Annotated in this window: 17 protein-coding genes; 4 read left to right on the forward strand and 13 right to left on the reverse strand. The window is 67.3% G+C overall.

The window, feature by feature from the left end:
• Nucleotides 1-3: 3 nt before the first annotated feature.
• Both AC5RWU_RS00475 and AC5RWU_RS00480 read right to left on the reverse strand, forming a co-directional pair.
• The gene (locus tag AC5RWU_RS00475) at nucleotides 4-258 is read right to left on the reverse strand and encodes a nucleotidyltransferase domain-containing protein (RefSeq protein WP_494030901.1); all 255 of its coding nucleotides are present in this window, start codon (nucleotides 256-258) and stop codon (nucleotides 4-6) included.
• Between the two features lie 111 nt (nucleotides 259-369).
• The gene (locus tag AC5RWU_RS00480) at nucleotides 370-1,278 is read right to left on the reverse strand and encodes a LysR family transcriptional regulator (RefSeq protein ID WP_494030902.1); all 909 of its coding nucleotides are present in this window, start codon (nucleotides 1,276-1,278) and stop codon (nucleotides 370-372) included.
• A gap of 136 nt (nucleotides 1,279-1,414) precedes the next feature.
• On the opposite strand from AC5RWU_RS00480, the gene mmsB reads away from it, so the two are divergent.
• Both mmsB and AC5RWU_RS00490 read left to right on the forward strand, forming a co-directional pair.
• Complete coding sequence (gene mmsB, locus AC5RWU_RS00485) at nucleotides 1,415-2,317, forward strand: 3-hydroxyisobutyrate dehydrogenase (RefSeq protein WP_494030903.1); 903 nt, start codon at nucleotides 1,415-1,417, stop codon at nucleotides 2,315-2,317.
• 35 nt (nucleotides 2,318-2,352) lie between these two features.
• Nucleotides 2,353-3,837, forward strand: coding sequence for a CoA-acylating methylmalonate-semialdehyde dehydrogenase (locus AC5RWU_RS00490; protein WP_494030904.1), 1,485 nt, complete (start codon nucleotides 2,353-2,355; stop codon nucleotides 3,835-3,837).
• Between the two features lie 107 nt (nucleotides 3,838-3,944).
• On the opposite strand, the gene AC5RWU_RS00495 is transcribed toward AC5RWU_RS00490, so the two are convergent.
• The 11 genes from AC5RWU_RS00495 to AC5RWU_RS00545 all read right to left on the reverse strand — a co-directional run bounded on the left by AC5RWU_RS00495 (nucleotide 3,945) and on the right by AC5RWU_RS00545 (nucleotide 13,607).
• Nucleotides 3,945-5,000, reverse strand: coding sequence for a HoxN/HupN/NixA family nickel/cobalt transporter (locus AC5RWU_RS00495; protein WP_494028914.1), 1,056 nt, complete (start codon nucleotides 4,998-5,000; stop codon nucleotides 3,945-3,947).
• Nucleotides 5,001-5,067: 67 nt separating this feature from the next.
• Nucleotides 5,068-5,949 carry an urease accessory protein UreD gene (locus tag AC5RWU_RS00500; RefSeq protein ID WP_494028915.1) on the reverse strand — a complete coding sequence of 294 codons (882 nt, stop codon included), beginning with the start codon at nucleotides 5,947-5,949 and terminating at the stop codon, nucleotides 5,068-5,070.
• Nucleotides 5,946-6,560, reverse strand: a complete 615-nt coding sequence (gene ureG, locus AC5RWU_RS00505) for an urease accessory protein UreG (protein ID WP_494028916.1) — start codon at nucleotides 6,558-6,560, stop codon at nucleotides 5,946-5,948. The genes AC5RWU_RS00500 and ureG overlap by 4 nt, the downstream gene beginning before the upstream one ends.
• A 41-nt stretch (nucleotides 6,561-6,601) precedes the next feature.
• On the reverse strand, nucleotides 6,602-7,309 hold the full coding sequence (locus AC5RWU_RS00510; RefSeq protein ID WP_494028917.1) for an urease accessory protein UreF: 708 nt from the start codon (nucleotides 7,307-7,309) through the stop codon (nucleotides 6,602-6,604).
• A gap of 23 nt (nucleotides 7,310-7,332) precedes the next feature.
• The gene (gene ureE / locus AC5RWU_RS00515) at nucleotides 7,333-7,809 is read right to left on the reverse strand and encodes an urease accessory protein UreE (protein ID WP_494028918.1); all 477 of its coding nucleotides are present in this window, start codon (nucleotides 7,807-7,809) and stop codon (nucleotides 7,333-7,335) included.
• A 29-nt stretch (nucleotides 7,810-7,838) separates the two neighbouring features.
• Complete coding sequence (ureC, locus tag AC5RWU_RS00520) at nucleotides 7,839-9,551, reverse strand: urease subunit alpha (protein WP_494028919.1); 1,713 nt, start codon at nucleotides 9,549-9,551, stop codon at nucleotides 7,839-7,841.
• Nucleotides 9,548-9,901, reverse strand: a complete 354-nt coding sequence (locus AC5RWU_RS00525) for an urease subunit beta (RefSeq protein ID WP_494028920.1) — start codon at nucleotides 9,899-9,901, stop codon at nucleotides 9,548-9,550. The genes ureC and AC5RWU_RS00525 overlap by 4 nt, the downstream gene beginning before the upstream one ends.
• A 20-nt stretch (nucleotides 9,902-9,921) precedes the next feature.
• Nucleotides 9,922-10,224 (reverse strand): urease subunit gamma, encoded by a 303-nt coding sequence (locus AC5RWU_RS00530; RefSeq protein ID WP_494028921.1) that lies wholly within the window; start codon nucleotides 10,222-10,224, stop codon nucleotides 9,922-9,924.
• Nucleotides 10,225-10,455: 231 nt separating this feature from the next.
• Nucleotides 10,456-12,024, reverse strand: coding sequence for a tripartite tricarboxylate transporter permease (locus tag AC5RWU_RS00535; RefSeq protein ID WP_494028922.1), 1,569 nt, complete (start codon nucleotides 12,022-12,024; stop codon nucleotides 10,456-10,458).
• Complete coding sequence (locus AC5RWU_RS00540) at nucleotides 12,025-12,630, reverse strand: tripartite tricarboxylate transporter TctB family protein (RefSeq protein ID WP_494028923.1); 606 nt, start codon at nucleotides 12,628-12,630, stop codon at nucleotides 12,025-12,027.
• Nucleotides 12,627-13,607 carry a Bug family tripartite tricarboxylate transporter substrate binding protein gene (locus AC5RWU_RS00545; RefSeq protein WP_494028924.1) on the reverse strand — a complete coding sequence of 327 codons (981 nt, stop codon included), beginning with the start codon at nucleotides 13,605-13,607 and terminating at the stop codon, nucleotides 12,627-12,629. Before AC5RWU_RS00545 ends, AC5RWU_RS00540 begins: the two co-directional genes overlap by 4 nt.
• Before the next feature lie 175 nt (nucleotides 13,608-13,782).
• Between AC5RWU_RS00545 and AC5RWU_RS00550 the strand changes: the two genes are divergently transcribed.
• The gene (locus tag AC5RWU_RS00550) at nucleotides 13,783-15,420 is read left to right on the forward strand and encodes an ATP-binding protein (RefSeq protein ID WP_494028925.1); all 1,638 of its coding nucleotides are present in this window, start codon (nucleotides 13,783-13,785) and stop codon (nucleotides 15,418-15,420) included.
• On the forward strand, nucleotides 15,413-16,129 hold the full coding sequence (locus AC5RWU_RS00555) for a response regulator (RefSeq protein ID WP_494028926.1): 717 nt from the start codon (nucleotides 15,413-15,415) through the stop codon (nucleotides 16,127-16,129). Before AC5RWU_RS00550 ends, AC5RWU_RS00555 begins: the two co-directional genes overlap by 8 nt.
• Nucleotides 16,130-16,155 lie beyond the last annotated feature (26 nt).

Consider the following 16,155-nt stretch of genomic DNA (forward strand, 5'->3'; position numbering starts at 1 on the left):
AGGCTAGTAGTGCAGTGCACGCAGGGCGCTCTCTTGTCCGGCTGTGATCGGTCTGTGGACTGGGATGAGGAAGTCACAGTCGCTGTAACGGTCGGCGTCGCCGACGGCGAAAGAGCCGTGCAAGTAGGCGCCGACAAAATTGCTCTGCAGAATCTCGCGCGCCCGTTGGGTGAGCTCGGCCAGCAGGAGATCCAGGTCGGCGAATTGTGTGGGATTCGGGTTGACCGGCTCGAAAGGGTCGGAATGGTGATGGGACATGGTTGCTCCGTCCGGGAGAATGTCGGGACCGTGCGCAGCGAAAGGCATGCGGCACAGCGTGGATCCGGATGCGGCGGCGCGGCTGACTCGGCTCGCTCCGCCGCCAGGACCTCAGGCGGCCAGCACCCTGCGCCGGCTGGCGATCTCCCCGCGGATGGCCTCCAGCACCACGGTGACGGCCGGCGAGCGCAGGGATTCCGGGCGCGCTACGGCCCAGATGGGCAGCTGGCGTTCGAAGAGGTCTGGCAGTACCGGGACGAAGGCCGGGTCTGCGGCCGCCATGAAGTTCGGTAGCAGGCCGATCCCCGCGTGCCGGCGCACCGCCTCCACCTGCGCGAAGATGCTGGTCGACTGGAAGCTGCGGACCGGCGTCGGAAGCTGGGAGGAACGGTGGCCCAGTTCGCCCACTTGCAGCGCCGATTCCACGTAGGAAACGAAGGCGTGGTTCCGCAGGTCGTCTACCGTGTGGGGCGTGCGGTGCTTGGCCAGGTAGTCGGCCGTGGCGTAGAGCCGCAGGAAGTAGTTGGTCAGGAACAGCGGCTGCGCCTTGTGCGTCTCCGCCCGTCCCACCACGACTTCCAGGTCCACGCCGGAACGGTTCTGGCTGACTTTGCGGGTGGCGCTGAGGATCTCCACGTCCAGATGCGGGTGGCGCCGCTGGACCTTCACCAGAGCTGGGGTGACGAATTCGGCGCCGAAGCCGTCCGGCGCCCCGATCCGCACAAGCCCGGAGACGGTGTCGGGGGCGGCGTACAAAGTGGCGGCAAGGGCGCCCAGGCTGCCTTCGATGGTTTCCGCCGCGGCGACGGCATGCGCTCCGAGTTCTGTCAGCTCCCAGCCGTGCTGGCTGCGCTCCAGGGTGCGGCCGCCCAGCTGCTTATCCAGCGCCAGGATGCGGCGCGACACGGTGGTGTGCGTGGTTCCCAGGGCGTCGGCCACCGCATTGAAGCGGCCCAGGCGGGCCACCGTGAGCAGGATCAGCAGGTCGTCCGGACTGGGGAGGCGGTTGAAATCGACCATGGACCCTTCCTTGGGCGGTGCATGGTGCGTGTGCATCCATGCACATGCTCTCTGTGGTTTTTTGCCTTGAATGCACTCTAGCAGGATGTGATGGTGGTCATATCTCGCCAACCGGAAAGCAAAGGAGCTTCGAATCATGGCTGTAGTCGGATGGATCGGTCTGGGGCACATGGGCGGCCCGATGTCGGCAAACCTGGTCAAGGCCGGGTATGACGTCCGAGGCTTCGACCTCAATCCGCAGGCCCTTGCAGAGGCCGAGGCGCGCGGAGTGAAACCGGCGATGAGCATTGCCGATGCGGTGCGCGGGGCCGACGTCGTTTTCACCATGCTCCCCAAGGGCGAGCATTCCCTGGCCGTGTACCTGGGCGAGGACGGGGTCCTCGAGTCAGCGGACCAGCGGACGCTGCTGGTGGACTCGTCCACCATCGACATCCAGGCTGCCCGCACCCTCCACGACAAGGCGGCCGCGGCCGGATTCCGGTTCGTCGACGCCCCAGTCTCCGGCGGCATGAGCGGCGCCGAGGCCGCAACGCTCACGTTCATGATCGGCGGCGAGCAGTCCGCTGTGGTGGATGCGTCCGTCTTCATCGAACCGATGGCCGGCAACATCATCCCGGCCGGCGGACCCACCACCGGGCAGGCGGCGAAGATCTGCAACAACCTGATGCTCTTCATCAACCTCGCCTCCACCGCCGAGGGCGCCGTCCTGGCGGACCGGCTGGGGCTGGACAAACAGGTGTTCTGGGACATCGCCTCCGTCTCCTCCGGGGACAGTTGGGCGCTGCGGACCTGGTACCCGGTTCCCGGCGTCGTGCCCACGGCGGCCTCCAACAAGGACTTTGCCCCCACCTTCACCACGGAACTGGCCAACAAGGACATCAACCTGGCCATCGCCGCGGCGCAGGAAACCGGCGTGCCGCTGGAAGTCGGCCGGCACGTCCAGCAACTGTTCCAGCGGCTGATCGACGCGGACCAGGCCGGCAGGGACTGCTCGATGATCATCAAGCTGGTCGACGGCACCCTGGACCAGGCCCGGTAAAGAACGTGAAGAGAACCAACAGGAAGAATGTAGCCATGCAGCAGATTCCCCACTTCATCAACGGCACCAAGATCCACGACGCCGACCGCTACGGCCCGGTCTTCAACCCCGCCACCGGCAGCCAGGAAAAGGAGGTGGCGCTCGCCTCCGCCGCCCGCGTGGAGGAGGCCATCGAGGCCGCCCGCGCCGCCCTGCCGGCCTGGCGGGCCACCAGCCTGGCCAAGCGCACCGACATCTTCTTCAAGGTCCGGCAGCTGCTGACCGAGCGGAAGGCCGAGCTCGCGGCGGTCATTACCGCCGAACACGGCAAGGTCCTCTCCGACGCGGCCGGCGAGATCACCCGCGGCCTGGAGAACATCGAATTCGCCACCGGCCTGTCCCACATGCTCAAGGGCGAGCACTCGGAACAGGTGTCCTCCGGCGTCGACGTCCACTCGGTCCGCCAGCCCGTGGGCGTGGTCGCCTGCATCACCCCGTTCAATTTCCCCGCGATGGTGCCGCTGTGGATGATCGGCAGCGCCATCGCCTGCGGCAACACCGTGCTGCTCAAGCCCAGCGAGAAGGATCCGTCCGCCGCCATCTTCCTCGCGGACATCTTCGCCGAGGCCGGCCTGCCGGCGGGCGTGCTCAATGTGGTCCAGGGGGACAAGGAAGCCGTCGACGTCCTGCTGGAGCACCCGCAGGTCAAGGCCGTCAGCTTTGTTGGCTCCACCCCGATCGCCCAGGCCGTCTACCAGCGCGCCGGCGCCAACGGCAAGCGCGTCCAGGCCCTGGGCGGCGCCAAGAACCACATGGTCGTCCTGCCGGACGCGGACCTGGACATGGCCGCGGATGCTGCCGTCTCCGCCGCCTACGGCTCCGCCGGGGAACGCTGCATGGCGGTCAGCGTGATGGTGGCCGTGGGGGACATTGCCGACCGGCTGGTAGCCGCCGTCGCCGACCGCATGGCCCGCCTGAAGATCGGCCCGGGCACGGAGCCGGCGTCCCAGATGGGACCGCTGATCACGGCCGAGCACCGCGACCGCGTCGCCTCCTACGTGGCGGGGGCGGAGGAGGAGGGCGCCAGCGTCGTCGTCGACGGCCGCGAGCAGCAGTTCGACGGCGGCGGCTTCTTCCTGGGCGTCAGCCTGGTGGACCACGTCAAGCCCGGCATGAAGGTGTACGACGACGAGATCTTCGGCCCCGTGCTCGCCGTGGTCCGCGTGGAGACCTACCAGGACGCCGTCCGGCTGGTCAACGACAACCAGTTCGGCAACGGCACCGCGATCTTCACCCGAGACGGCGGCGCGGCCCGGCAGTTCGAGTTTGACGTCGAGGCCGGCATGGTGGGCATCAACGTGCCCATCCCGGTTCCGGTCGGCTCGTTCTCCTTCGGCGGCTGGAAGGACTCCCTCTTCGGCGACACGCACATGTACGGACCGGACAGCATCCGCTTCTACACCCGGGGCAAGGTCGTCACCACCCGCTGGCCGGACCCGTCCACCAGCGAGATCGACCTCGGCTTCCCGCAGGTGCACTGACTCCTTAATTAGCGTCAGTAACGACGTCGGCCCTCGGTTCCGTGCTCACGGAACCAAGGGCCGACGTCGTTATTCTGTGCCGCTGTTCAGCGGAACCGGCGGCTGAGCTATCCGGCAGCTGCCGGGTGCCGGCGGCGCCAGGTCAGAGCCGCGATGCCCCACACGGCAAGGAATGTGCCCACCAGCGCCAGCCCGGCGTGGCCCAGGTCGAGGCCGCCGAGCCAGGCCGACACCGGGTCGTCCAGGCCGAAGACGCCGTTCAGGATGCCGCCGATGGTGATGACGGCAATGACGAGGGCGGACACCGAGGACAGGCCGGTGACCGCCATGTTGAAGCCGATCTTCCGGACCGGATCCGCCACGGCCGTGTGGTACATCTTCATCATGGCCAGTCCGTTGAGCGTGTCGCACAGCGTCATTGCGGCGGTGAAGGCCAGCGGCAGCGCCAGCAGGGCCAGCGGGGAGACTCCGGCCAACGCGGCGGAAGCCGTCATCAGCAGGAACGCCACAGTGGTGGCGGTGTCGAAGCCCAGGCCAAACAGGAAGCCCAGCACGTAGATGTCCCGGGGGCGCCGGATCCGTGACAGCGGTTTGTCGAGCAGTCGCGTCACGAAGCCGCGGGCCTGCAGGTCCTTGGCGGAGACCGGAAGCCCCGCTCTGGCCCTGCGGTACAGCTGGGCCGTCCGACGGAATGCGGTGCCGTTGAAGACCCCGATGGCCAGCAGGAAGAGTGCGGACACCGACGCCCCGATCAGCCCCAGTGTGGTGTTGGCCGCGGTCCCTTCCTCCAGCAGTTGGGCCATGATGCCGGCGCCGCTGACCACCAGCACGCCGGCGAGCAGCACTACTGAGCTGTGCCCCAGGCTGAAGGCGAAGCCGACGCTGACCGGGGCGCGGCCCTGCGCGGCGAACTTGCGGCTGGAATTATCGATCGCGGCGATGTGGTCCCAGTCGTAGCTGTGCTTCACGCCGGTCAGGTATGCGGTCAGCGCCAGGCCAAGGGCCAGCGGCCGGGCGTTGGTCAGCGAAGACAATAGCAGCAGGGCGGCGGCCAGGTGCAGCGCGGCGACCGCCGTGAAGGTGATGCCGATGCGGCGGGCCAGGGGCAGTTTCTCCCGGTCCAGGTAGCTGGGCCGGGTGGACAGCCGGGATGCGGCAGGCACGGGTTTCTCCTCCTCCGCCACCTTGGTGGCAGTAATCGTGGGTGGCAGCCTGTGGAAGCAGGTGCCGTCAGTACTTGCGCAGGTTGAGCGGGCCCTGCCCGTACCAGCGGGCGCGCAAAAGATCGACGGCGGCCAGCACCAGGGAGTTGAGGCCCTCCGTGGAGCGGGACAGTGCACGGAGCACGAAGCCGTGCCCGTTCAGCAGCGAGAGCCCCAGCTGGCCGTCCGGGTCCAGCCCGGCCACCGCGGCGCGGATTTCCTCCAGCAGCGCGGCGTCGACGCGCGGGTCGATCACCACCAGCGAACCCACGTGGGTGTAGTCCTCCAGGAAGGTCATCCCGGCCACCGGCGCTTCATCGGCAGGGCGGATCAGCAGGTTGTCCAGCACCATCAGTTCTCCGCCCACATAGATGTCGGTGCGGAGCCGGAGTTCGTCGTAGCGGAACAGCCGGCCGTCAGGAGACCAGCCTGGGGTCACCACCTCTGCCATGACCAGGGACGCCGTTGGATCCATGTCGACCATCGTCTGCTGGCGGTATCGAGCCTCCCTGTAGGCAATCAGTTGGTCCGGCACGGATTCCAGGCTGCTTCCCGGCCCCAGCCGGAGCCGCATGTGCTGTTCGGCGCGGCTGCCCGGGGTGCGGTAGACCTTCGTGGCTGACTGGGTGGTGAGCAGCAGTCTGGCGCCGTCCCGGACTTCCACGTCGATGCTATAGGTGTCTCCGCCCAGGTAACCTCCCCCGGGGTTGAGGATGACGTAGCAGACCTGGCCGGAGTCATCCAGGTAGTGAGGGCGCATGATGCGCAGCGCGCCCCGGTGGAACTGCCGGGTGGCGATGGCCCGTTCTCCGCGCTGGCCCACCGTCAGCCTGAGGTCGCCGGTCAGCTCCGGGAGGGAAGATTTCGGGGCGGCAGATTCCGGAGCACCGGCGACCGGATGGCTGCTCAATGTGCCAGATCAAGCATCAGCACGTCCCGCTTGATCCAGTCGATGACGCGCTCCAGGCCCTCATCCGTCTTGAGGTTGGTGAAACAGAAGGGCCTGTTTCCGCGGAACTGGCGGGAGTCGGCCTCCATGACGGCCAGGTCCGCGCCCACGTGCGGGGCGAGGTCCGTCTTGTTGATGATGAACAGGTCAGATTTGATCATGCCCTGGCCGGCCTTGCGCGGGATTTTCTCGCCCTGGGCCACGTCGATGATGTAGATGGAAAAGTCGACCAGTTCCGGACTGAAGGTGGCGGACAGGTTGTCCCCGCCGCTTTCCACGAAGACCACCTGCAGGTCGGGGTGGCGCTGCTTGAGTTCGTCGATGGCCGCGGAGTTCATCGAGGTGTCTTCACGGATGGCGGTGTGCGGGCAGCCGCCGGTTTCGATACCGATGATCCGGTCCAGCGGCAGGACGCCGTTTTTGGCCAGGATCTTCGCGTCCTCGATCGTGTAGATGTCATTGGTGATGGCGGCCATGGAAAGTTCGCCGCTGAGGTGCCTGGTCAGGCGCTCCACCAGTTGGGTCTTGCCGGCGCCCACGGGGCCGCCGATGCCGATCTTGACGGGTTCCATGAAGTTCTCCTTTACGAATCTGTGAATACTAGGTGTCATGGTTAGGACATGAACATGCGCGCCCGCTGGTGTTCATGGCGCATCTGGGCAATCTCGAGTCCCGGCGCGGCAGCGCCGAAATCCTCCGGCCCCAGCTGCTGGATACGGGCAACCGCGGCGGTGACGTCGTCGTGCGCCCCGCGCAGCACCCGCTGCCCCGCGTTCTGACCGATCGGGATGGCACGGATAGCGTTCTGCGTCAGCGAGGTGGCAGTGGAAAAGAGGTACGCGGACAGCAGCTCCGGCAGCGGGGCGCCCAAAGTCCGCCCCACCAGGGCGAACGCCAGGGCCGGATGCCCGGCGCAGCGTCCGGCCGCCACATCCGCCCGGTAGTCCTCCAGATCCGCGCAGGGGAAGACCGCCCCCGTGATGTCCAGCATCCTGGCCCCCATCTTGATGCCCGCCTCGCGGACCTGGCGCGGCAGGGCCTGGGCGGCCAGCATGCGGTCCAGCTGGCGGATTTCCGTCCGGTCTCCGGCCTGCACCGCCAGCCGGATGCCCAGGCCGTCGCTGAAGGTCAACTGGATCCCGATGAACTGCCGCAGCCATTCCGCGAAGCTCGCCTCATCGTGGATCAGCCCGCGCTCCAGGTAGGTCTCCATGCCGAAGGAATGGCTGAAGGCCCCCGTCGGCAGCGCGGAATCGGACAGCTGCAGCAGTGGCAGCAGGTACGACGGCGGGCGGCCGGTATCGTGGGCGGGGACAGTCATCTCGGCCTCACCGCTGCCCCGGCTCAGTGTGTGTGCCCGGCGTGCCGGAACGGCACCGGCATCACGCGTTCCTGGCGGGAATAGGGAACCTGCACATGCTGCAGGAAATCCTCGATGGTGTGGTCGTACTGCACCACCATCACTTCGGCCCGGTATTCGCTCTCCGGACCGAAGAACTGCGCCTGCATGTGCCGGTTGCCCAGGTTGTGCGCCACGGATCCCATTTCCCCGATGCTCCGCGGTGCGATCACCAGGACGTCGGTGGGCAGGACGGAAACAAGGACGACGTTGCGCTCATCGCGCAGCAGGATGTCCCCGTCTCGCAGGTCGCGGGCCTCGGCCAGCCGGATTCCCAGCTCCCGGCCGTGGTCCGTGGTGACGCGCTGGATACGCTTCACCAGTTCCGCGCTGGGCAGCAGGACCTTTTCTTCGTGCAGCCCGTCCAGTTCGCCGGCGGGCAGGTCATGCCGGTTGGCGATGACGCGCTCAATGATGGTCATGGTTAATCGCTTTCAAGAAGGAGAGATGCTTAGAAGAGGAAGTACCGCTGTGCCATCGGCAGTTCGCTCGAGGGCTCGCAGGTGGCTTTCTCGCCGTCGACTGTCACGGTGTAGGTTTCCGGATCGACCTGGATATCCGGCGTCTCGCCGTTGTGCTTCAGGTCCGCCTTGGTGAGATGGCGGATGCCGCCGACCGGGCGAATGACCCGGCGCAGCCCCAGCCGCTCAGGCACTCCGGCCTCGATGGCGGCCTTGGACAGGAAGGTGATCGAGGACGCGTGGACGGCGCTGCCCAGCGCACCGAAGTTGCTGCGCAGGGTGCGGGGCTGGGGCGTTGGAATCGACCCGTTGGAGTCGCCCATGATGCTGGTGACGATCTGGCCACCCTTAAGCACCATTTCCGGCTTGACCCCGAAGAACGCCGGATCCCACAGGACCAGGTCGGCGAATTTGCCCACCTCGATGCTGCCTACGGAATCGGCGATTCCCTGCGCGATCGCCGGGTTGATTGTGTACTTGGCGATGTAGCGCTTGAGCCGGAAGTTGTCCCCGACCACCGGATCCGCGTCCAGCCGGCCGCGCTGCTTCTTCATGGCGTCCGCCACCTGCCAGGTACGCAGGACCACTTCACCCACGCGCCCCATGGCCTGGGAATCGGAGCTGGTGATGGAGAACACCCCCAGATCGTGCAGCACATCCTCCGCGGCGATGGTCTCGCGGCGGATGCGGGAGTCGGCGAACGCCACGTCCTCCGGAATATCCGGGTTGAGGTGGTGGCAGACCATCAGCATGTCCAGATGCTCATCCACTGTGTTGACCGTATAGGGCAGGGTGGGGTTGGTGGAGGCCGGCAGCACATTGGCCATCCCGGCCATCCTGATGATGTCCGGGGCGTGACCGCCCCCGGCCCCTTCGGTGTGGAAGGTATGGATCACCCGGCCGCCGATCGCCCGGATGGTGTCCTCGACGAAACCGCACTCGTTCAGTGTGTCCGCGTGGATGGCAACCTGGACGTCGTATTCGTCCGCCACTTTCAGGGACATGTCGATCGAGGATGTGGTGGCGCCCCAGTCCTCGTGGACTTTCAGGCCGATCGCGCCGGCACGGATCTGCTCCGCCAGCGGCTCGACGGCGCTGGCGTGCCCCTTGCCCAGGAAGCCGATGTTGATGGGAAGGTTTTCGACGGCCTGCAGCATCCGGCTGATGTGCCAGGTCCCCGGGGTGACCGTGGTGGCCTTGCTGCCCTCGCTGGGGCCCGCGCCGCCGCCGATCAGCGTGGTGATCCCGGATGCGAGCGCCACCGGAACCTGGTCCGGGCTGACGAAGTGCACGTGGGTGTCGATGCCGCCGGCGGTCAGAATCTTGCCCTCGCCGGCGATGATGTCCGTGGCGGCGCCGATCACGATGTCCACGCCGTCGGAGATCTGCGGATTGCCCGCCTTGCCGATCCTGAAAATATGGCCGTCCCGCAGCGCTACGTCCGCCTTGTAGATGCCGGTGTAGTCCAGCACCACCACATTGGTGATCACAGTGTCCGGGATGTCTTCGTCCCGGATCCGCTGGCCGTTCTGCCCCATGCCGTCACGGATGACCTTGCCCCCGCCGAAGACCACTTCCTCGCCATAGATGGTGTAGTCCTTTTCGATCTCCAGGAAGAGATCGGTATCGGCCAGGCGGATGGCGTCCCCCGTGCTGGGGCCGTACATTTCCGCGTACTGGCTGCGGCTCATGTCGAAGCTCATCGCGTGCCTCCTTCAGCGGCGGACTGTCCCTCCGGGGCGGAAGGGCGCAGCCTCCCGTTGACCCGGTCCTGCAGCCCGAAGACCTCGCGGTCTCCGGCGATGGCCACCAGATTCACGCTCCGGGCATCGCCGGGTTCGAAGCGCACGGCCGTTCCGGCGGGGATGTCCAGCCGGAAGCCGTAGGCGGCCGCACGGTCGAATTCCAGGGCCGTGTTGACCTCGGCGAAGTGATAGTGCGAGCCGACCTGCACGGGCCGGTCTCCGCGGTTGGTTACCCGCACCGTGGTTGTCTCCCCGTTCGCGTTGCAGGTAATGGGATCGGTCCGGAGAAAGTATTCGCCCGGTTTCATGGGATTTGTCCTTCCTTCGGTTAGCGGATCGGGTTGTGCACGGTCACCAGTTTGGTGCCGTCGGGAAAGGTCGCTTCCACTTGGACGTCGCTGATCATGTCAGCCACGCCGTCCATGACGTCGTCACGCCCGAGGATCGTGGTGCCGTAGCTCATCAGGTCCGCGACGGTGCGTCCGTCCCGGGCGCCCTCGATCAGCTCATAAGTGATGATGGCGACGGATTCGGGATGGTTGAGTTTGAGGCCGCGCTGCTGCCGTTTCCTGGCCAGGTCGGCAGCGACCACGATCATGAGTTTTTCCTGCTCACGGGGCGACAAATGCATAGGGATCTCCTGCGCTAATACTTCAAAAAAGGGTGTCCACCCGTTATCTGCGACCGGCCAGAGAATAGGCCGGGAGGTCCGTGGATAGGCCAAGGGTAGCAGACCGAAGGCGTGGCACAGGAATGCGGTCAGGAGAGCCACGGCACGTACGACGGCGGCAGCCCGGGTTCCGTGCCTACGGAACCCGGGCTGCCGCCGTCGTTAGCGTTTCGTTTCCCTACCCTCGTTGACTCAGCGCGAGACGCTCGTTTCGACGCTCTTTCCAGCATCTGCTGCTGACTCAGCGGGGATGGCGCGGGCTTCCGCCCGCCGGCGGCGCAGGTGTTGCACTCCGGTGCCGATCAGAGCAGCGGCGAGCACCAGGTACAGGGTGACGGTGATGGGGCTGCCGACCAGGATGCCCAGGCTGCCCTCGGAGACGGCCAGCGCGCGGCGCAGTTCGGTCTCGGCCATCGGGCCCAGGATGACGGCGATCAGTACCGGCGCCAGCGGCACGCTGTAGCGGCGCATCATGAAGCCCACCAGGCCCACGGCCAGCAGCAGCCACAGGTCCACTACCGAGGAGCTGATGGCGTAGACGCCCAGCATGGAGAAGACCGTGATCCCCGCATACAGGTAGTGGCGCGGGATGGTCAGCAGCTTGGCCCACAGGGCGGCGAACGGCATATTGATGATGACCAGGACCACCAGGCCGATGAAGAGGGACGCCAGCAGTGCCCAGACGAGGTCCGCGCTGCGATCGAAGAGCAGCGGACCCGGCTGCATGCCGTACTGCTGGAAGGCAGCGAGCATGATGGCCGCGGTGGCCGATGTCGGAAGGCCCAGGGCCAGCAGCGCGCCCATGGCCGTTCCGGCGGTCGCATTCGCGGCGGCCTCCGGGGCGGCGACGCCCTTGATCGACCCGGTGCTGCCGAACTCTGCGTCCCGGCGTTTCTTGGCCAGCCGCTTTTCGGTGCCGTACGCCAGGAAGGTGGGAACCTCCGCGCCGCCGGCGGGGATGATGCCGAACGGGATGCCGAAGGAGGCCCCGCGCAGCCAGGCCGGCAGGGCCTGCTTAATGTCTGCCAGCCCCAGCCAGGGGCGGCCGTTGGAGATGATGCCGGTCTCCTGCCGGTCCCGGTGGATGCGGGAGGCGACGTGCAGCACCTCGCCCAGGGCCAACAGGCCGACGGTAATCACGATGACGGAGATGCCGTCGAAGAGCTGCGGCAGACCGAGCGTGAACCGCTGGGTGCCGCTGGGGCCGTCGACGCCGACCAGCGCCAGCGCCAGGCCCAGGCCCAGTGCGATCAGGCCCTTGACCACGGACTCGGAGACCACGGAGGAGATGGCGAGGAAGGCGAAGACCGCCAGGGCGAAGTACTCGGCCGGGCCGAACAGGGTGGCCAGCTTGACCAGGGTCGGGGCGAAGAAGACCACCAGGGTGGTGGCCAGCAGGCCGCCGACGAAGGCGCCGATGGCCGCCGTCGCCAGCGCCTTGGCCGCGCGGCCGTTGCGGGCCATCTTGTGGCCCTCAATGGTGGAGGCGATGGCCGAGGAGTTGCCGGGGGTGTTGAGCAGGATGCCGGAGGTGGAGTCGCCGAACAGGCCGCCGAAATAGACCCCGGCGAACATGATGAACGCGGCGGTAGGTTCCAGCGAGAACGTGACCGGCAGCAGCAGCGCCACTGCCATGGCCGACCCCAGGCCGGGCAGGACACCGACGGCGGTGCCCAGGATGGCCCCGGCGGTGACCCAGAGCAGGTTCATGGGCGTCAGCGCGTGGGCGAAGCCCTCGAAGAGCAGGGACAGCTGATCCATCTAGATCACACCTTCCAGGAAGCCGGACGGCAGCGGCAGGCCGAGCCCGGCGTTGAACGCGAGCTGGATGGCGCTGGCAAAGAGGATGGCCAGGCTGAGATCGAAGATCGGGCGCTTGCTGCCCAGGGCGTAGCAGACGGACCAGAACAGCATGGCGGAGCTGAGGATCCAGCCCACCGGGTTCAGCACCAGGATGAAGGCGGTGACGGCACCGACGATGATGCCGACGGTCCGCCAGTCCGAGTGGGCTTTCGGCGTTTCGGCCGCTTCGGTGCGGGCTTCCGGGATGCGGGGCCGGCGCAGCACCTGCACGGTGAGAACCCCGGCCATCACGTACAGCACCACGCAGACGATCACGGGGAAGAACCGCGGCCCGGGGACGGCGTCGCCGGTGACTTCCATGGTGACGGTGCCGACGGTCAGGAAGACCGCGACGGCCAGCACCAGGGCGGCGACCACCAGTTCGCTGCGGCCGGTCCAGAATCCCGGACGGCGGGTTCCGGGGCCCGGACCAGGTACGACGGCGCCCGCCGCCTCAGTGCCTCCGGCCAGTTGGGAGTCGGCTGGCTGGGTGCCTGCCGGCTTGGTGTCAATGCTGCTGCTCATAGTCCCAGGTCCTCCACGATCGCCTTGACGCGGAGAACTTCCTCGTCAATGAATTCGTCCAGCTCCGGTCCGGTCAGGTAGCTGTCCGCCCAGTTGTTGCGCTCCAGGGTGTCCCGCCATTCGGGGGAGTCGTGCATTTCCTGCACGATCTCCTCGAACTCGGCTTTCGCTTCGTCGCTGATGCCGGGGGCGGCCACCACGCCGCGCCAGTTGGACATGGCCACGTCCACGCCCTGCTCCTTGAAGGTCTTGACGTCCACGCCCTCCAGGGGCTCGGCCGAGGAGATGGCCAGGGCCCGCAGGTTGCCGGCCTCGACCTGGTCCTTGACCTCGTTGTAGCCGGATATGCCGGCCGCCGTTGTGTGGGACAGCATCGAGGTCAGGGCCTCGCCGCCGCCCGAGTAGGCAACGTAATTGGCCTGCTTCGGGTCGATGCCCACGGTCTTGGCCAGCAGGCCGGTCATCAGGTGGTCGATCGATCCCAGCGATCCGCCGGCGATGGCGTGTCCGCCCGGGTCCTGCCGCCAGCCCTTGATGAACTGCTCCAGCGTCTGGTACGGCGAATCGGCCGGAACCACCAGGGCGGCGTAGTCATCGGAGAGCCGGGCGATCGGCGTGACATCCTGCATGGACTCGGGGTTTTCGGCCAGTTCGATGGCACCGATCATCACGGCGCCGGTAACCAGGAGCATGTCCTCCCGGCCGGGCATCTGGACGAACTGGCTCAGCCCGATGGTGCCTCCGGCGCCCGGGACATTGATCACCTGGGCGTTGTTGACGATGCCATTGGCGCGCAGGGCCTGCTGGCTTTCGCGGGCGAAGCCGTCCCAGCCTCCGCCGGGGGCGGCCGGTGCCATCAGTGTCAGTTTCTGGCGGGCGGTGCTGGCGCCGCCGGCGGACGCTGCATTGACGAACGCCAGCGAAACCACCACTGCGACGATCGCCCCGTAAATGATCCGGGGGAGCGGTTTTCTCATGTGTGCGGTCCTAACATCTTTGTTCACCGACCGAATCGGTAGCTTTGGTAATCTCAGGGTGCCAAAGCTATGACCGGCATCACAGAGCAAAACCGGTTGTGGTCATATCGGCAGTATTGGACATTAAGTTCACGGGAAATCTCCGCGCAGACGGAGCGTTCGAAGGTATGCATCAATGAGCAGTTCCAAGGCCAAGGACTCCCTGCATCTGCAGTTGCTGGCGTTGCAGATCGCCATCGTGCTGGGCGTCGTGGCGCTGGTGGCGGTGATCGCGGTCAATGTCCAGGCCCGCCAGATTCGTTCCTTCACCGAGACGCAGGTGCAGTCCGTGGCCCGCAGCATGGCCGCGCTGCCCACGGTCATCGAAGGCCTGCAGGGCCCCGACCCTGCGGCCTCGATCGCCCCCATCGCCAGCTTGGTGGGCCAAGCCTCGGGCGTCGATTTCGTCGTGGTGACCGATCGCAGCGGCAACCGGGTGTCCCATCCGGATCCGGACCTGATCGGCCTGCCCTCTTCCTCCGACCATGCTCCGGTGCTGGCCGGCGAGGAGTTCCTCGGCACCGAGGAGGGGCCGGTCGGCGTCACCCTGCGGGCCAAGGTGCCGGTCTATCCGGATCCTTCCGGGGCGGTGCATGAGCCGGGGACCGCGATCGGCGTCGTGTCCGTGGGATTGCTCGAAAGCGACATCGCCGCGGATCTGTCGGACAGCATGGAGTCGCTGGCACCCTGGCTGGTTGCCGCCGTCGTCATCGGTACCGCCGCGGCGGCGTGGGTCTCGCGGATTGTCCGGCGGCGGATCTACGGGCTGGAACCGCGCGAGATCCTGTCCCTGCTGCAGTCCCACGAGGCCATGATGCACGGCGTCCGGGACGGCGTCGTGGCTGTGGACCCCGAGGGGCGCATCGCCCTCATCAATGACGAGGCCGCGCGCCTGCTGGGCGTCGGTGCAGATGCCGTCGGCCGGCCCATGGCCGAGGTCCTGGACGCCGACGTCGTGGCCCTGCTCAGCCGCAACGATGACGCCGCCAGCGAGGCGCAGCTGGTGCTGGCCGGCGAGCGGGTGCTGGTGGCCGAGCGCAGCGAACCGCAGGCCAACGGCCGATCCGTGGGCCGGCTGCTCACCCTGCAGGACCGCACGGAGGCGGAAAACACGCTGCGCGAACTGGAGGGGCAGCGCTCGCTGGCGCAGACCCTCCGGGCCCAGACGCATGAGTTTTCCAACCGGCTGCATGTGGTGTCCGGACTGATCGGCCTGGGCAAGCCGGAGGCGGCCTTGGACTATATCGATTCGGCGACCCGGACCGGCATTGTCCATGAAGCCGCCAAGCTGAACCTCGAGGACCCCACCCTGGCGGCACTGCTGGCGGCGAAGGCTGCCGTCGCCGCTGAGTCGGGCGGTGTGATCCGGCTGGACGAGGCCAGCGACATCGATCCCGGCTGGCGCAGCGACGATGCTGTCGTGACGGTGCTGGGGAACCTGATCAACAACGCGCTCGAGGCCACCGGTGGCAGCGGCCGGATCGAGGTGTGGCTGCGCTGCACTCCCCAGGAGGTGCGCATCCAGGTGGACGACGACGGCCCCGGCGTTCCGGTTCAGGCCCGCCGAAGCATTTTCGAGCGGGGCTTCAGTACCAAGGATGGGGCGCAGCGCGGCGTCGGCCTGATGCTGGTGGAGCGGATCGCGCGGCACCGTGGGGGTACGGTAACTGTGGGCACGTCGTCGGCCGGCGGCGCCCGTTTCGCCGTGAGCCTCCCGGGCAACGGCTCGCAGCTGCGGCCGACGGCCTCCGTGAATGAAGGGAACGATGGGTAGCAACGGGCAGGCAACCATCCGGGTGCTGGTGGTCGATGACGATTTCGCCGTGGCGATGGTCCATGAGGGCTTTCTGGAAGCCATGGAGGGGTTCGAGGTGGTGGGCCGCGCGCTAAGTGGCAGCCAGGCGCTGGAGCTGGCCGGCCGTGGCGATGTGGATCTTATCCTGCTCGATGTGCACCTGCCGGACCTGTCGGGGCTGGAGGTGCTGCGGCGGCTCCGCGCCGAAGATACCGGCGCCGTGGACGTCATCATGATTACCGCCGCCAGTGAAATGGACACCGTCCGCCAGGCCCGGACCAGTGGTGTTGTCGACTACCTGGTCAAGCCGTTCAGCCGTGCCGATTTCACTACGCGCCTGGAACGCTACCGGCAGTCCCGGGCCCGGCAGAGCGCGGCCGGTCCGGAACCGCTGTCCCAGCAGGAGGTGGACCGGCTGCTGGGCGTGGACGCCGCGCCACGGGCCGTCGTACGCCGGGCCGGCGTGCTCCCCAAAGGGCTGGCCGTCCCCACGCTGGACTTGGTGGTGGCGACCCTGCGCAGCAGCGGCGGCGACATGTCCGCCGCCGAAATCGCCGAGTCCTGCGGAATCTCGCGCGTCAGCGCCCGCCGCTACTTGGAGTATCTGACCGCTACGGGGGCGGCATTGCTGCGGCCCCGTTATGGCTCGGCAGGGCGCCCGGAAAACCGGTATTCGCTGCAGCAGTAGCCGTTGCCGAGGTCTGCACCGGCAGC

The organism is Arthrobacter sp. B0427-1-12 (assembly GCF_059092905.1).

What these genes read in the sequence shown, in the direction of transcription:
- AC5RWU_RS00475 (WP_494030901.1), bottom strand. Translation starts at nt 258, where the DNA reads ATGTCCCATCACCATTCCGACCCTTTCGAGCCGGTCAACCCGAATCCC.
- AC5RWU_RS00480 (WP_494030902.1), bottom strand. Translation starts at nt 1,278, where the DNA reads ATGGTCGATTTCAACCGCCTCCCCAGTCCGGACGACCTGCTGATCCTG.
- mmsB (WP_494030903.1), top strand. Translation starts at nt 1,415, where the DNA reads ATGGCTGTAGTCGGATGGATCGGTCTGGGGCACATGGGCGGCCCGATG.
- AC5RWU_RS00490 (WP_494030904.1), top strand. Translation starts at nt 2,353, where the DNA reads ATGCAGCAGATTCCCCACTTCATCAACGGCACCAAGATCCACGACGCC.
- ureG (WP_494028916.1), bottom strand. Translation starts at nt 6,560, where the DNA reads ATGGAACCCGTCAAGATCGGCATCGGCGGCCCCGTGGGCGCCGGCAAG.
- AC5RWU_RS00510 (WP_494028917.1), bottom strand. Translation starts at nt 7,309, where the DNA reads ATGACTGTCCCCGCCCACGATACCGGCCGCCCGCCGTCGTACCTGCTG.
- ureE (WP_494028918.1), bottom strand. Translation starts at nt 7,809, where the DNA reads ATGACCATCATTGAGCGCGTCATCGCCAACCGGCATGACCTGCCCGCC.
- ureC (WP_494028919.1), bottom strand. Translation starts at nt 9,551, where the DNA reads ATGAGCTTCGACATGAGCCGCAGCCAGTACGCGGAAATGTACGGCCCC.
- AC5RWU_RS00525 (WP_494028920.1), bottom strand. Translation starts at nt 9,901, where the DNA reads ATGAAACCGGGCGAATACTTTCTCCGGACCGATCCCATTACCTGCAAC.
- AC5RWU_RS00530 (WP_494028921.1), bottom strand. Translation starts at nt 10,224, where the DNA reads ATGCATTTGTCGCCCCGTGAGCAGGAAAAACTCATGATCGTGGTCGCT.
- AC5RWU_RS00535 (WP_494028922.1), bottom strand. Translation starts at nt 12,024, where the DNA reads ATGGATCAGCTGTCCCTGCTCTTCGAGGGCTTCGCCCACGCGCTGACG.
- AC5RWU_RS00540 (WP_494028923.1), bottom strand. Translation starts at nt 12,630, where the DNA reads ATGAGCAGCAGCATTGACACCAAGCCGGCAGGCACCCAGCCAGCCGAC.
- AC5RWU_RS00545 (WP_494028924.1), bottom strand. Translation starts at nt 13,607, where the DNA reads ATGAGAAAACCGCTCCCCCGGATCATTTACGGGGCGATCGTCGCAGTG.
- AC5RWU_RS00550 (WP_494028925.1), top strand. Translation starts at nt 13,783, where the DNA reads ATGAGCAGTTCCAAGGCCAAGGACTCCCTGCATCTGCAGTTGCTGGCG.
- AC5RWU_RS00555 (WP_494028926.1), top strand. Translation starts at nt 15,413, where the DNA reads ATGGGTAGCAACGGGCAGGCAACCATCCGGGTGCTGGTGGTCGATGAC.